This window comes from Paraburkholderia sp. MM5477-R1 (assembly GCF_050436385.1).
In the GTDB taxonomy this organism is placed as follows: Bacteria; Pseudomonadota; Gammaproteobacteria; order Burkholderiales; family Burkholderiaceae; genus Paraburkholderia; species Paraburkholderia tuberum.
This window is the reverse complement of the sequence record NZ_JBNDMC010000006.1, coordinates 363,188-377,298: the sequence shown is the minus strand read 5'-3', so window position 1 is coordinate 377,298 and position 14,111 is coordinate 363,188. Positions and strand designations below refer to the sequence as shown.

Sequence of the window (14,111 nt, the reverse complement as noted above, 5' to 3'; positions counted from 1 at the left end):
CATGACACGATCCAACGCCGATGCACTGTTGTCCGGCAACCGCCTGACCCTGGCAGGCTACGAGGCGAAGCATGTCGGCTGGTCGGTGAGCGACAAGGTCGCGACGATCACGCTGAACCGTCCCGAGCGCAAGAACCCGCTGACCTTCGAATCGTATGCGGAGCTGCGCAACCTGTTCCGCGATCTCGCGTACGCGACCGACGTGAAAGCCGTCGTGCTGCACGGCGCGGGCGAAAACTTCTGCTCGGGCGGCGACGTGCACGACATCATCGCGCCGCTGATCGATCTGCCGATGCCCGAGTTGTTGCTGTTCACGCGCATGACCGGCGACCTCGTCAAGGCGATGCGCCATTGCCCGCAGCCGATCGTCGCAGCCGTCGACGGCGTCTGCGCGGGGGCCGGCGCGATCCTCGCGATGGCTTCCGATCTGCGCCTCGGCACCGCGCGCAGCAAGCTCGCGTTCCTGTTTACGCGCGTCGGCCTCGCCGGCTGCGACATGGGCGCGTGCGCGATGCTGCCGCGCATCATCGGCCAGGGACGCGCCGCCGAACTGCTGTTCACCGGCCGCTCGGCAAGCGGCGACGAAGCTCACGCCTGGGGCTTCTACAACCGCCTGTGCCACCCGGCCGCGCTCATCGAAGAAACACAGAAGCTCGCCGCCGATCTCGCGGCCGGCCCAAGCTTCGCGCACGGCATGACGAAGAAGATGCTGCACCAGGAATGGAGTATGAGCATCGACGAAGCGATCGAATCCGAAGCGCAGGCGCAGGCGATCTGCATGGGCACGCGCGATTTCGAGCGCGCATACAACGCGTTCGCGGCGAAGACGCGTCCGGTGTTCGAAGGAGACTGAGTTGAGCGCCGATCATCAGAACACCCCGATCGATTTGCACAGCCCGCTCGCGTGGCCGTTTTTCGAGCCGCGTCATCGTGAACTCGCGGCAGGCATCGACGCATGGTGCCACGCGCATCTCACGCATGACGAGCATGGCGACACCGATGCGACCTGCCGTCTGCTGGTGCGCGAACTCGGCCATGCCGGCTGGCTGAAATACGGCGTCGGCGGCGTCGCCTATGGCGGCCACGGCGACACGATCGATACGCGCGCCGTATGCCTGCTGCGCGAAACGCTCGCGCGCTATTCGGGCCTCGCCGATTTCGCACTGGCGATGCAAGGCCTCGGCTCGGGCGCGATCTCGCTCGCGGGCACGCATGAGCAGAAATCGCGTTATCTGCCGCGCGTCGCGAGCGGCACGGCGATCGCCGCGTTCGCGCTGTCGGAGCCGCAAGCGGGCTCGGACGTCGCCGCGATGGCGCTCGCGGCTCGCGAAGAGGGTGAGCACTACGTGCTCGACGGCGAGAAGACGTGGATATCTAATGGCGGCATCGCGGACTTCTACGTGGTGTTCGCGCGCACCGGCGAAGCGCCGGGCGCGCGCGGCATCAGCGCGTTCATCGTGGATGCGCAGACACCGGGCCTCGACATCGCCGAGCGCATCGACGTAATCGCGCCGCATCCGCTCGCGCGCCTGCGCTTCACGAACGCGCGCGTGCCGAAGAGCCAGATGCTAGGTGCGCCCGGCGAAGGTTTCAAGATCGCCATGCGCACGCTCGATATTTTCCGCACGTCGGTGGCGGCCGCATCGCTTGGCTTTGCCCGTCATGCGATGGCCGAGGGCCTCGCGCGCGCGGCGTCGCGCAAGATGTTCGGCCAGACGCTCGGCGACTTCCAGTTGACCCAGGCGAAGCTCGCGCAGATGGCGTTGACGATCGACAGCAGCGCGCTGCTCGTCTATCGCGCCGCGTGGCTGCGCGACCAGGGCGAAAGCGTCACGCGCGAAGCCGCGATGGCGAAGTGGCACGCGAGCGAAGGCGCGCAGCAGGTGATCGACGCGGCGGTGCAGCTTTACGGCGGCATGGGTGTGCAAAGCGGCAGCGCGGTCGAGATGCTGTACCGCGAGATCCGCGCGCTGCGCATCTACGAAGGCGCGACCGAGGTGCAGCAGCTGATCGTCGGCCGCGATCTGTTGAAGGCGCATGCCGCCGCGAACGGGAATGCGCAATGAGCACTTCGTTCGAGCGGCCCATACGCATCCGCTTTTCGCACTGCGATCCCGCGGGCATCGTGTTCTTTCCGCAGTACCTCGTGATGACCAACGTGCTCGTCGAAGACTGGTTCAACGAGGGCTTGCGCATCGACTACGCGCACATGATCGCGCGGCGCCGCATCGGACTGCCGATCGTCAAGCTCGACTGCGAGTTCTCGCGGCCGAGCCAGATGGGCGAAACGATCCTGCTCACGCTCAAGGTCCGAACCGTCGGCCGCAGTTCGATCGGCATCGAGATTCACGGTCATTGCAACGGCGAAACGCGTTTCCGATCTAAACAGGTGCTCGTGTTCATATCGTTCGACAGCGGCAAATCCATCGATATTCCCGGCGACGTCGCGAGCGCGCTCGCGGCGTACGCTCCATCGGCCCCCTCCATCGAGGCGCATCGCTCATGAAACAGGCTCTCCTTCCCGCCGGCTGGGTCAAGCCGCGCGGCTATGCGAACGGCGTCGCTGCGAGCGGCACGCAGGTGTTCATCGCCGGCCAGATCGGCTGGGACGAACAGGCGCAGTTCCAGTCCGATGACTTCGCGCAGCAGTCCGAGCAGGCGCTGAAGAATCTGCTCGCCGTGCTGCGCGAAGCGGGCGGCAAGCCCGAACACCTCGTGCGCCTCACGTGGTACGTGACCGACAAGCGCGAGTATCTCGCATCGCTGAAGGACATCGGCCGGGCGTTTCGCGAGCTGATCGGCGACTACGACATCGCGATGAGCGCGGTGCAGGTCGTCGCGCTGATGGAAGACCGCGCGAAGGTCGAGATCGAAGCCACCGCGGTGATTCCGCACTGAACGTCGTACAGGTACCGAACGCACAGGCAAGCCCTTCACACCGAACGAAGCGCATTTTCCAGCTCAACGCCTCGGGAGACCATGATGGAACCGTCAGCACACGTCGATACTTTCGCGCGCGACAATCTTCCGCCGCAGGATCAATGGCCCGTCTTGCTGCTCGACAATCCGGACGTCGCCTATCCGCCGAGGCTGAACTGCGCGACCGAACTGCTGGAGCGGACCATCGAGGCGGGGCATGGCGACCGGCCGGCGATCTGGTCCGACGTGGACGGCAAGCCGCAAGCCACCACGTACGGCGAACTGCTCGCGATGGTCAACCGCAGCGCGCATGTGCTCGTCGATGAAATGGGCTTGCGCCCCGGCAACCGCGTGCTGCTGCGCGGACCGAACACATTGCAGATGGCCGTCGCCACACTCGCGGCGCTGAAGGCCGGGCTCGTCGTCGTGCCGACCATGCCGCTGCTGCGCGCGAAGGAGCTCAAGCAGATCATCGAGAAGGCGCAGGTCAGCGCCGCGCTTTGCGACGCGCGCCTGAGCGCGGAACTCGAGCGCTGCACGAATCCGCGGGACGAGTTCTACTGCGCGGTGCTGAAACAGACCCGCCGCTTTCACGACGACTCCGCCGATTCGCTCGACACGCTCGCCGTCAACAAGCCCGAATACTTCACCGCCACCGACACCGCCGCGGACGACATCTGCCTGATCGCGTTCACGAGCGGCACGACCGGTGCGCCGAAAGGCTGCATGCATTTCCATCGCGACATGATCGCGATGTGCGACCTGTTCCCGCGTCATGTGCTGAAGCCTTGCGCGAACGACATCTTCTGCGGCACACCGCCGCTCGCGTTCACGTTCGGGCTCGGCGGGCTGCTGTGCTTTCCGCTGCGCGTCGGTGCCTCGACGGTGTTGGTCGAAAAGCTGACGCCGCAGACCTTGCTCGAGGTGGTCGAACGATTTCATGCGACCGTGATGTTCACCGCGCCGACGTTCTATCGGCAGCTGGCGCCGCTCGTCGCGCAACATGACCTTTCGTCGCTGCAGAAGACCGTGTCGGCCGGCGAGGCGCTGCCCGATTCGACGCGGCGCCTGTGGCGCGAGGCGACCGGCATCGACATGATCGACGGTATCGGCGGCACCGAGCTGATCCACATCTTCGTTTCGTCGCAAGGCGCGGAGATCCGGCCGAACGCGATCGGCCGCGCGGTGCCGGGCTACGTCGTGCAAGCCGTCGACGACGACATGCAACCCGTGCCACCCGGCACGATCGGCAAACTCGCGGTGCGCGGCCCCACCGGCTGCCGCTATCTGGCCGACGAACGGCAGTCGCGCTTCGTGCGCGACGGCTGGAACCTGCCGGGCGATTCGGTCTATCTCGACGCGGACGGCTACGTGTTCTACCAGGCGCGCGCCGACGACATGATCGTGTCGGCCGGCTACAACATCTCCGGTCCTGAGGTGGAAAGCGTGCTGATGCAGCACGAGGCGGTGGCCGAATGCGGCGTGATCGGCGTGCCCGACGAAACGCGTGGGCAAATCGTGCGAGCCTTCGTCGTGGTGAACCCGGGCTACACCGCCGACGATAAACTGGTCGCGCAGCTGCAGGATTTCGTTAAGAATAATGTCGCGCCGTATAAATATCCCCGCGTCATCACGTTCGTCGGCGCGCTGCCGCGCACCGAAACCGGCAAGCTCAAACGTTTCGAGTTGCGCATGATGACGTAACCCCTATCTTTCGTGAGACTGGAGGCAGACTGCATGGCCGGCTCTTTCATCGAAGTCGTCGCCCACGATGGCGGCCGTTTCAACGCATACGTCGCGCGGCCCGCGCAGGGCTCGGGCCCAGGGCTCGTGCTGCTGCAGGAAATCTTCGGCGTCAACGACACGATGAAAGCGAGCGCCGATCGCTACGCCGAAGAAGGCTACGTCGTGCTCGTGCCCGATCTGTTCTGGCGCATCAAGCCGAGCATTGCGCTTGGCTACGGCGACGCCGACATGAAAGAGGCGCTCGGCTATCTGGGTCAGTTCGACGCCGACGTCGCGGTCAAGGACATCGCCGCCACCGTCGCCGCGTTGCGCGAACTGCCCGAGCAGGCCGGCAAGGTGGGCGTGGTCGGCTACTGCCTCGGCGGCAAGCTCGCGTTTCTGAGCGCGGCGCGCACCGACGTCGATTGCGCCGTCAGCTATTACGGCGTGGGCCTCGAAGCGCATCTCGACGAAGTATCGGCAATCAACTGCCCGATGGTGTTCCACTTCCCTGAAAACGACGCGCACTGCCCACCCGAAACGCGCGAGCGCATCAGCGCCGCGCTGCGCACGCGAGCGCAAATCGAGCAATACGTGTACCCCGGCTGCGATCACGCGTTCGCTGCGCCGCAGCGCAAACAGTACGACAAGCCCGCCGCGATGATGGCGTACTCGCGCACGCTCGCGCTGCTGCGCAAGGTGCTCGGTCCGGTCTACGATCTGAACGCGCTGTGGGAAGCGCACTGCTATCACGAGTTCGCGACACGCGACGTCGACGCGGTGATGCCGACGATGGTCGCCGAGCCCTACGTCAATCACGTGCCGACGATGACAGGCGGCGTCGGGCATGACAACCTGAAGCGCTTTTACACGCATCACTTCGTCAACTCGAATCCGCCCGACACGAAGCTGATTCCGATTTCGCGCACGATCGGTTCGGATCGCGTCGTCGATGAATTCATTTTCAGCTGCACGCATAGCTGCGAAATCGACTGGCTGCTGCCGGGCGTCGCGCCGACCGGCAAGTACTTCGAGGTGCCGATGCTCGCCGTCGTGTGCTTCCGCGGTGACAAGCTTTATAACGAGCATATCTATTGGGATCAGGCTTCGGTGCTCGTGCAGGTGGGGCTGCTCGATCCGGAGGGCTTGCCGGTGGCGGGGATTGAAAGTGCGAGGAAGTTGCTCGATGAGACGTTGCCGTCGAATGGGTTGATGGGGGGTAAGTCGAAGGTTTAAGGAAGTGGTGCTGCCGTCGCTGTGCATCATCCGAATGACTCGCGCCGGCAGCGCGTATTAATGGCGACGTGCACGACCGAAAAACTCATCATCCACTCGACGAAAATCTGGCGATCATGCGGTCATAGAATGACGGCGGCAGCTTTATAAACGACGCGTCGTCGCCGCCGCGGGAAAATGAAACGCCTTCGTCGTCCACCCAAATCAATTCAGGAACCGGTGTGCTGAAGGTTCTGCGCACTAGCAGTTTGCCTGACGCGGCGTCGTAGACCTGACCGAGATAAGCCGGGTCGTTGCCGCCTCTCCATTGGAGCAGGCATCGCTCTGCAGTGTAGCGGCCGTTTTTTGACGTGCTTTTGATGCATTCGCTCGCATTCCTGTGATCGGTGTGCGTCGCGACGAGAAGCACGGCAAACGCGACTGTGAGCACTACAGCGCCCCATCCGATCGATCGCCCGGGTTTCATAAATACACCTTGATCGGTGGGTCGATTCGAACAAGCTTTCGATCCGAATAGATCACGAAGTCACCTCCTCGCTGGTGTTTTATTGCCCACTCTCTAAAGTCCTTATTGTGAACCGGGTAGTACACGTTGCCCCTGAGCTTCGGGTTCCCCAGTGCAACGGGATAGGAAAAATACAATCACGGTTCGTTCAGATATGACATCGCGCCGTTGTACGCCAGAACGATCACCCCGTTTTTGCTCCAATGGCCAAGATATTGCGACGCCTCGCCAGGCTTGTCGGTGAAGTCGTAACTATCCTTAATATAAACGTAGATACCTGAGATTTCTGCAACCCTGGTACGGCCTTCCTTCCCGTTCGAAGCCGCCACCGCGCGCGGCTTCGCGCAACGCCGCCGCCCAGGATTTCGTAGTTGGACGCTAAATGTGCGGGTGCTAGACTCGAAAACCCATCGTCGGTGATCGACCGAATCCGCGTAAAGGGGCGTCCGCATGACCCATTCCCTCCACGGCAAGCAACGCTGGCTCGCGCTAATCGTGCTCTGCCTCGGCGTACTGATGATCGTGCTCGACACGACCATCGTGAACGTCGCGCTGCCGTCCATCGCAGCCGATCTCGGCTTTAGCGAAACTTCGCTCGTGTGGGTCGTCAACGCCTACATGCTGACGTTCGGCGGCTGCCTGCTGCTCGGCGGCCGGCTTGGCGATCTGTACGGACACCGCAAGCTGTTTCTCAGCGGCATTACGCTCTTCACGCTCGCTTCGCTCGCCTGCGGCCTCGCGAATTCGCAGGTGCTGCTGGTCGCCGCGCGCGCCGTGCAGGGCCTGGGCGGTGCGATCGTGTCGGCGGTATCGTTGTCGCTGATCATGAATCTGTTCACCGAAGCCGGCGAACGCGCGAAGGCGATGGGCGTGTATGGCTTTGTCTGCGCGGGCGGCGGCAGCATCGGCGTGCTGCTCGGCGGACTGCTCACCAACCTGCTGAGTTGGCACTGGATCTTCCTGGTCAATCTGCCGATCGGCATTGCGGTGTACGCGCTGTGCCTCGCGCTACTGCCCGCCGCGCGCGGCCACGCGCACGGCGAACGGCTCGACGTGGCCGGCGCGCTCAGCGTGACCGCATCGCTGATGCTGGCGGTCTATGCAATCGTCAACGGCAACGAAGCGGGCTGGACTTCGGCGCAAACGCTCGGCCTGCTGTTCGTCGGGCTCGCGCTGCTTGCCGTGTTCCTCGCAATCGAGGCGAGAATCGAACACCCGTTGATGCCGCTCGCTCTGCTGCGTTTGCGCAATGTCGCGACCGCGAACCTGGTCGGCGTGTTGTGGGCGGCGGCGATGTTCGCGTGGTTCTTTATTTCGGCGCTGTATCTGCAGCGCGTGCTCGGCTATCGGCCATTGCAGGTGGGGCTCGCGTTTCTGCCCGCGAACCTGATCATGGGACTCTTTTCGCTGGGCTTGTCGGCGCGCGTGGTGATGCGCTTCGGGCTGCGTCGTCCGCTCGCGGCCGGCCTGCTGATCGCGGCATGCGGGCTTGCGCTGTTCGCGCGTGCGCCCGTCGACGGCAGCTTCGTACCCGACGTGTTGCCCGGCATGTTGCTGCTCGGCTTTGGCGCGGGCATCGCGTTCAATCCGCTGCTGCTCGCCGCGATGAGCGACGTCGATCCCGCCGATTCGGGCCTCGCGTCGGGCATCGTCAATACATCGTTCATGATGGGCGGGGCGCTCGGGCTTGCGGTGCTCGCGAGTCTTGCCGCGGCGCGCAGCGAGGCGATGCAGGCGTCGTCGAGTGCGGCGGCTGCGCTGAACAGCGGGTATCACGTCGCGTTTCTGTTTGGGGCGGTTTTTGCGGCGGCGGCCGGCGTGCTGGGTGGGCTGTTGCTGAGGCCGGGGCAGGCGGGTGGCGCCGCGGGCGTGCATGGTGACGCGGCGGAATCGTCTCGGCCCTCCGCCGCGCCTGCAAAACCGCAAGCGCGATCAAATGCGTGAGTTCGCCGCTGACTATGCTGGCTTCATGCTGACATGAGAGCCGAGATGAACCCGGTTGGAAAAGCGCTCTGGTATATCGAAAGCCACTTCGCCGGCGAGTTGACGCTCGACGACATCGCCCGCTGTGGTTGCGTATCGCGCTTTCACCTCGCGCGCGCGTTCGAAGCGGCCACCGGGATGCCGGTGATGCGCTACGTTCGCGCACGGCGTTTGAGCGAGGCCGCACGACGTCTGGCCGATGGTGCGCCCGACATCCTCGCAGTCGCTCTCGACGCTGGCTACGGCTCTCACGAAGCATTCACGCGCGCGTTTCGCGAACAGTTCGGGCTCACGCCCGACGCGCTGCGCGCGCGGGGTCATCTCGACAACCTGACCATCGTGGAGCCGATCAAAATGGACGAAACCCTGCTCACCCATCTGGACCCGCCGCGCTTCGAAGACGCGCGAGCGTTTCTCGTCGCTGGACTGAGCGAGCGCTATACGTGCGACAGCAGCAAGGCGATCCCCTCCCAATGGCAGCGCTTTGGCGCCTGGTACGGCAGGGTGCCGGGACAGGTCGGCAAGGTGGCTTATGGCGTTGGCTATAACGCCGATGAACTGGGTAACTTCGACTACATGTGCGGCGTCGAAGTCAGCGATTTTTCCGCATTGCCGCCAGAGTTGAGTCGTGTGCGCATCGCCGCGCAACGGTATGCGGTGTTCGCTCATCGCGAGCACATCTCAGGCATTCGTCGCACGATGAATACGATCTGGAATCAGTGGTTGCCCGCGTCAGGGCACGTGCCTGCCGATGCACCGCATTTCGAACGGTATGGCGAGCAGTTCGACCCGGTGACGGGGATGGGTGGAGTCGAAGTCTGGTTGCCGCTGAAAAGTTGATGGTCGATTCGGCGGATGGCCGTTGTGGATGGCCGTTGTGGCCGGCCATCCGCCTGATCGTTCACGGAGTGGCATGTCTGCTGTCATGCAATGCATGCACGTCGTCGTATTCCCGCGAAATGTCCTTATTCGTGTAATCGCCCAATCGCATGGCGGCGGCCACGCTAATCACCGCGCACGCGAAGACATACCACGCCACCGCAAACCCCGAATGGAAGTAAGCATAAAGCGCCGTCGCAATCAACGGTGCCGGACCGCCAGCGATGACGGAAGCCAACTGATAGCCCATCGACGCACCGCTGTAGCGCAAGCGCCCCGTGAACGATTCGGCGATCAACGCGGCTTGGGGACCATACATCATCGCATGCGGCACCAGCGAAAGTACGATGGCCGCGAAGATCCATATCGGGTTATGGGTTCCAACCATGAAAAAGTACAGGAAGCCGAATAGCCCGACAGCAGCGGCACCGATCACATACATGCGTCGACGTCCGATCAGATCAGACACGTGACCAAACAGCGGAATCGTGAAGAATTCCAGCACCGAAGCGGCCAGCACTGCCGTGAGCAACAGATCGCGTGTGACGCCCAGACTCATCACACCATAGGTGAATATAAAGGCCGTGAAAATATAGAACGGCGCCTGTTCCGCCATACGCGCAAGAGCCGACAGAAGAATGTCTTTCGGCTGCCGGCGCAATACTTCACGCATCGGCGCCTTTTCGATCCTGCGCTCAGCGAGCAGCTTCGCGAAGATAGGCGTCTCGAGGATACTCAAGCGGATATAAAGGCCGATCGCGACCAGCACGATACTGAGGAAAAACGGCACCCGCCAGCCCCAGGTGAGAAATGCGCTGCCGGAAACCTGACTGATGGCAAGCACCACCAGATTCGCGACGAACAATCCCGCCGGTACGCCGAACTGCGGCCAGGACGCGATGAAACCGCGATGCTTGTTGGTACGTGCCCACTCCATCGACATCAACACCGAACCGCCCCACTCGCCTCCAACGCCCACACCTTGAATGAAGCGCAGCGCCGTGAGCAGGATTGCCCCCCAGATACCGATCGTCGCATAGGTTGGAACAAAGCCCACGGCAAACGTCGCGAGGCCCATCAGCAATAGCGTCACGATTAACGTGGCTTTACGTCCGATGCGATCGCCATAGTGGCCGAAAATCGCCGCGCCCACCGGCCGCGCGATAAAGCCGACAGCGTAAATCAGAAAAGCCTGGAGTGTGCCGACGAGCGGGTCCGACTGAGGAAAAAACAGTTTCGCGAATACAAGACCCGTGACAATGCTGTACAGGAAGAAGTCATACCATTCGATTGTGGTACCAATCGTGCTGGCGATGACAGCACGGCGCAACTGGCGCCGAGCCTCCTCATCCGAGAGGGGCACCGCCCCTGATTGCGTGGCAGCCATTTGATATCTCCCCAAAATGGAAGGGTGACATCTTTGACATTTGAGGTATTGCGTGGTTCCCGTGAGGACGCGGGGTACGTGCAGCGAAAACCGGCTTTGCGCCTACTGTTATCGCTGGGCGGCCGGGGCGAGAAAAACCGGCTCCGAACCACTATTCGCAGAGACCGGGCTTTATTCCAGAGAGACATTTCGAAATTGCATTTTTTGCCGGATTAGCAATCCGGCAACACTCGCTCAATGCAATTGATACCGATGCCGAAATCGAATTGAAGTTCGAGCGAACCGCGGCTTCGGACATGAGCATTCGCGAAGAATTGGGAGCGACTTGCTTCGCACTAGCAGGCATCTCACATGCTCATTACACCCATCCCAATCACACCAACGGAATGTAGATATCCGTCTGCCACTGATCCAGCGGCGTCTCAGGATAGACGCTGAGGTAGTGGAAAAACAGCGGATGGTCCCGCAACTCTTCCCCACTCGAAGGCAACCAGTCGCGATAGACCGGGTAGATCGTCTCGCCGATGTGGTCGGTCGATCCCGTGTGCCGAACCACCGCGCACCGTCCACCCTGCATCACGAGCTCGCGCACGCCATAGAGATTCGGCGCGACCGGCTCGTCGATCTCTCCGCAGATATCGAAACGGAATTCATCCGCTGGCACCGTGTCTGGATTGCCGTGCGGGACGCCGAAGGTCCGGCTCGACGCCACCGGTGATTGTCCGCTTTGAATACGCCAATCGATGAACTTGCGCGCACTTTCATTGACGAGTCCGGGCGAACCACAATGTTCGAGCGCGGCAACGCGGGTTTCTGCAAAATCGACGATTTTCACTTGCATGGTCAGTTTCCTCGAAACATAGGGAACAACAAAACTCGCACTCCAGAATTGCCATGTTGGATGTCGTCGAAACGCGCTCGGCGCCATGCCGAACGCACGCTTGAACGCACGGCTGAAGGCTTCGGGACTGTCGAAGCCGGCGTCGAGCGCGGCATCGAGAACCGGGCACGACGCCTGCGAGGCGAGGCGGCGGCCCGCGCGACGCAAGCGCATCAACTGCACGTAGCGTGCGACGGGCACGCCGACATACGCGACAAACTGCCGATGAAAATGGAACATCGAGAAGTTTGCGATGCGGCTTAGCGCGTCGACCGACAGATCACCCTCGAGGTTTGCATCGATATAGGCGAGAACGGCTTCGAAGCGCTTCGTGTAGGCAGCGGCGGCGTCTGTGTGAGCTAACATGGTCTGGATCGTGCGAGTGTCGATATGGTCGCCGAGGTTGGACACATCTTACCTAGCCGGACTTGCTCGATCTTCAATTGGCTCGCCGCCGAGCCGGAGAATTTACGTAAACTTATCTTCGTTCACCCGCGCTTCCTGAGATTGTCCGCCGATGCCCTCTTCGATCAGCAATTCGCTCCTTTGGATCTTCGACGCGTTCGAGCGCGATCCGACGTATATGCGTCGGCGGATGTTTGGTAGCGACGCTGCGTATATCGATGGGCTGTTGTGCCTGGTTGCCGCCGATCGCGATAAGCCGTGGAATGGGCTGCTCGTCTGTACGTCGCGGGAACGCCATGCTGCTCTGATTACCGATATGCCAGCGTTGCGGCCTCACCCGGTGCTTGGGAAATGGCTTTACGTGCAACAGGAGGATCCTGCGTTTGAAGACACTGTCGAGCAGTTGACGGCACTCGTGCTGGAGCGGGACCCGCGAGTGGGTGTCGAGCCTAAGCCGAAAAAGCGGCGCGGTAAGTCGGTGTTGCCGGAGGGTTGAAGCGCGGCAGTGCCGTTTCGGTCTCTCTTCCTGTCCGAACGCGCGCTCATCCCGGGCAGATCATCCAATCAGCCGCGAATCGCACCACCCCGTCATACTCTCGCCGACGAACCCGGCAGGGATGTAGAAGGGCGTCGCTCAACGCGAATTCCGGCGCAGTGACGTGGACCACGCCGGACCCGCTCGGAAGCCGCGCGGAGGCAGCCGTCAGTGTCGCCAATGGCGCGGTCTTCGGATGCAATCTCGACTACACGAATGGCACGATGTACGCGCTCGATTCTTCCAACGGAAAAGTCCTGTGGTCATTCAATAGCGGGGGTGCATGCAATACCGGGCCGGCCATTGCGGACGGCGTGGTGTTCTGGGGCTCTGGCTCGACGAGTGGACCGGGGCCGCTGAAATTGTTCGCCTTCGGTCTGTAGGAAACGCCCGAGGCCCGGTCCGTTCGCGGCGGGGCCTTTGGCTCTTTGCTACGATGTGAGTCTATTCCGAAGCCGGCGCATTTGGCGCGTACCGCCCGCCGGCCGGCAGTCATCACCGAACTCACCGAGCACTAGACCTTGACGATCCACATCCGCCCCGCCACCGCTTCCGACGCCCCCCTGATCCTGCGCTTCATCACCGAACTCGCGATCTACGAAAAAGCCGAGCACGAAGTCGTCGCCGGCGTCGAAGACATCGAGAAGAGCCTGTTTTCCGAGGGCGCGGCCGCGAAAGCACTGATCTGCGAAATGAACGGCGAGCCAGTCGGTTTTTGCGTGTACTTCTTTTCGTATTCGACGTGGCTCGGCAAGCAGGGGCTTTATCTGGAAGACCTGTACGTATCGCCCGCATCGCGTGGCAGCGGCGCGGGCAAACAGATGCTGCGCCATCTCGCGCAAATCGCCTGCGAAACGGGCTGCGGCCGATTCGAATGGAGCGTGCTCGACTGGAACGAGCCGGCCATCGGCTTCTACAAGTCGATCGGCGCGAATCCGCAAAGCGAATGGGTACGTTATCGTCTCGCCGGCGACGCGCTCAAAGCATTCGCCGAAGGCGAAACCGAACGGAGCACCTAAGCCCGGTCACTGCGCGGAGGCCGCGACGGGCGCCACCTCGAATGCATCGCCCGTCGCGAAGAAGGTACCGCCGGCCACGTAATGGCATGTGCGCAGGTCGGGATCGTCGCCGAAATGCCAGCGGTTGCGCGAATACACGCGGCTATCCGCATACGCGGCGACCACCTCGCCGATGATCAGATCGTGCCGTTGGCTGTCGTCCGGAATCACCTTGCATTCCATCCAGGTGATGCAACCGGCCAGCATCGGCACGTCGATTTTTTGCGCGCGGAAGGTCTCGAGATCGAACGCGGAGAACTTGTCGAGTTCGACGCCCGCGTGCGTGCCGACCGCGAGCGTTTGCACGGCGAAACCGCGGCTCGGCAACTGCAGCCCGAACGCGCCGCTCGCTTCGATCAGGCGACGCGTCAGCGTGCGGCTATCGACGACCACCACCACCTTCGGCGGATTGAAGTCGAGCGGCATCGCCCATGACGCGGCCATCACGTTCGATCGACCATCGTGTGCGCTCGTGATCAGCGTGACGGGTCCGTGATTGAGCAGTTGAGTCGCGCGCGACAATTCCACGGTTTCTCGGGTGGCGTTCATGGCATCGTGATGGCGTCGAAAGGATGACGCTGATTGTAGCGGGGCGGAAG

15 protein-coding genes and 1 pseudogene are annotated in these 14,111 nt (G+C 62.6%); 11 read left to right on the top strand and 5 right to left on the bottom strand.

What is annotated here, in order from left to right; all coding sequences use genetic code 11:
* Position 1 precedes the first annotated feature (1 nt).
* The 6 genes from OKW35_RS20080 (at position 2) to OKW35_RS20055 (ending at position 5,880) form a co-directional block, all read left to right on the top strand.
* The gene (locus OKW35_RS20080) at positions 2-853 is read left to right on the top strand and encodes an enoyl-CoA hydratase family protein (RefSeq protein ID WP_429552957.1); all 852 of its coding nucleotides are present in this window, start codon (positions 2-4) and stop codon (positions 851-853) included.
* Position 854: 1 nt separating this feature from the next.
* Positions 855-2,066, top strand: coding sequence for an acyl-CoA dehydrogenase family protein (locus tag OKW35_RS20075; protein ID WP_429552956.1), 1,212 nt, complete (start codon positions 855-857; stop codon positions 2,064-2,066).
* A complete protein-coding gene (locus tag OKW35_RS20070) occupies positions 2,063-2,506 on the top strand; it encodes an acyl-CoA thioesterase (protein ID WP_187616137.1) in 444 nt (147 codons plus the stop codon). The genes OKW35_RS20075 and OKW35_RS20070 overlap by 4 nt, the downstream gene beginning before the upstream one ends.
* A complete protein-coding gene (locus tag OKW35_RS20065) occupies positions 2,503-2,898 on the top strand; it encodes a RidA family protein (RefSeq protein ID WP_018423881.1) in 396 nt (131 codons plus the stop codon). The genes OKW35_RS20070 and OKW35_RS20065 overlap by 4 nt, the downstream gene beginning before the upstream one ends.
* A gap of 84 nt (positions 2,899-2,982) precedes the next feature.
* Entirely contained in the window at positions 2,983-4,623 is a 1,641-nt protein-coding gene (locus OKW35_RS20060) for an AMP-binding protein (protein WP_429553814.1), read from the top strand.
* Positions 4,624-4,656: 33 nt separating this feature from the next.
* Positions 4,657-5,880, top strand: a complete 1,224-nt coding sequence (locus tag OKW35_RS20055) for a dienelactone hydrolase family protein (protein WP_187611598.1) — start codon at positions 4,657-4,659, stop codon at positions 5,878-5,880.
* Positions 5,881-5,968: 88 nt separating this feature from the next.
* Here OKW35_RS20055 and OKW35_RS20050 read toward each other — a convergent pair whose 3' ends face one another.
* Positions 5,969-6,346: a hypothetical protein gene (locus OKW35_RS20050; RefSeq protein ID WP_429552955.1), complete on the bottom strand. Its 378-nt coding sequence runs from the start codon at positions 6,344-6,346 to the stop codon at positions 5,969-5,971.
* Positions 6,343-6,714, bottom strand: a pseudogene (locus OKW35_RS20045) (DUF6402 family protein). Before OKW35_RS20045 ends, OKW35_RS20050 begins: the two are co-directional and overlap by 4 nt.
* A gap of 121 nt (positions 6,715-6,835) precedes the next feature.
* On the opposite strand from OKW35_RS20045, the gene OKW35_RS20040 reads away from it, so the two are divergent.
* The gene (locus OKW35_RS20040) at positions 6,836-8,329 is read left to right on the top strand and encodes a DHA2 family efflux MFS transporter permease subunit (protein WP_429552954.1); all 1,494 of its coding nucleotides are present in this window, start codon (positions 6,836-6,838) and stop codon (positions 8,327-8,329) included.
* A gap of 45 nt (positions 8,330-8,374) precedes the next feature.
* Positions 8,375-9,208: an AraC family transcriptional regulator gene (locus OKW35_RS20035; protein ID WP_187629996.1), complete on the top strand. Its 834-nt coding sequence runs from the start codon at positions 8,375-8,377 to the stop codon at positions 9,206-9,208.
* Positions 9,209-9,269: 61 nt separating this feature from the next.
* On the opposite strand, the gene OKW35_RS20030 is transcribed toward OKW35_RS20035, so the two are convergent.
* A complete protein-coding gene (locus OKW35_RS20030) occupies positions 9,270-10,634 on the bottom strand; it encodes an MFS transporter (RefSeq protein ID WP_429552953.1) in 1,365 nt (454 codons plus the stop codon).
* 373 nt (positions 10,635-11,007) lie between these two features.
* Positions 11,008-11,880: an AraC family transcriptional regulator gene (locus tag OKW35_RS20025; protein WP_429552952.1), complete on the bottom strand. Its 873-nt coding sequence runs from the start codon at positions 11,878-11,880 to the stop codon at positions 11,008-11,010.
* Positions 11,881-12,031: 151 nt separating this feature from the next.
* Here OKW35_RS20025 and OKW35_RS20020 point away from each other — a divergent pair, with 151 nt between their 5' ends.
* The 3 genes from OKW35_RS20020 to OKW35_RS20010 all read left to right on the top strand — a co-directional run bounded on the left by OKW35_RS20020 (position 12,032) and on the right by OKW35_RS20010 (position 13,473).
* A complete protein-coding gene (locus OKW35_RS20020; protein WP_429552951.1) occupies positions 12,032-12,415 on the top strand; it encodes a hypothetical protein in 384 nt (127 codons plus the stop codon).
* Positions 12,412-12,837, top strand: coding sequence for a PQQ-binding-like beta-propeller repeat protein (locus OKW35_RS20015; protein ID WP_429552950.1), 426 nt, complete (start codon positions 12,412-12,414; stop codon positions 12,835-12,837). The genes OKW35_RS20020 and OKW35_RS20015 overlap by 4 nt, the downstream gene beginning before the upstream one ends.
* A gap of 138 nt (positions 12,838-12,975) precedes the next feature.
* On the top strand, positions 12,976-13,473 hold the full coding sequence (locus OKW35_RS20010; RefSeq protein ID WP_429552949.1) for an N-acetyltransferase family protein: 498 nt from the start codon (positions 12,976-12,978) through the stop codon (positions 13,471-13,473).
* A 6-nt stretch (positions 13,474-13,479) separates the two neighbouring features.
* On the opposite strand, the gene OKW35_RS20005 is transcribed toward OKW35_RS20010, so the two are convergent.
* The gene (locus OKW35_RS20005) at positions 13,480-14,061 is read right to left on the bottom strand and encodes a flavin reductase family protein (RefSeq protein WP_429552948.1); all 582 of its coding nucleotides are present in this window, start codon (positions 14,059-14,061) and stop codon (positions 13,480-13,482) included.
* Between the last annotated feature and the right edge of the window lie 50 nt (positions 14,062-14,111).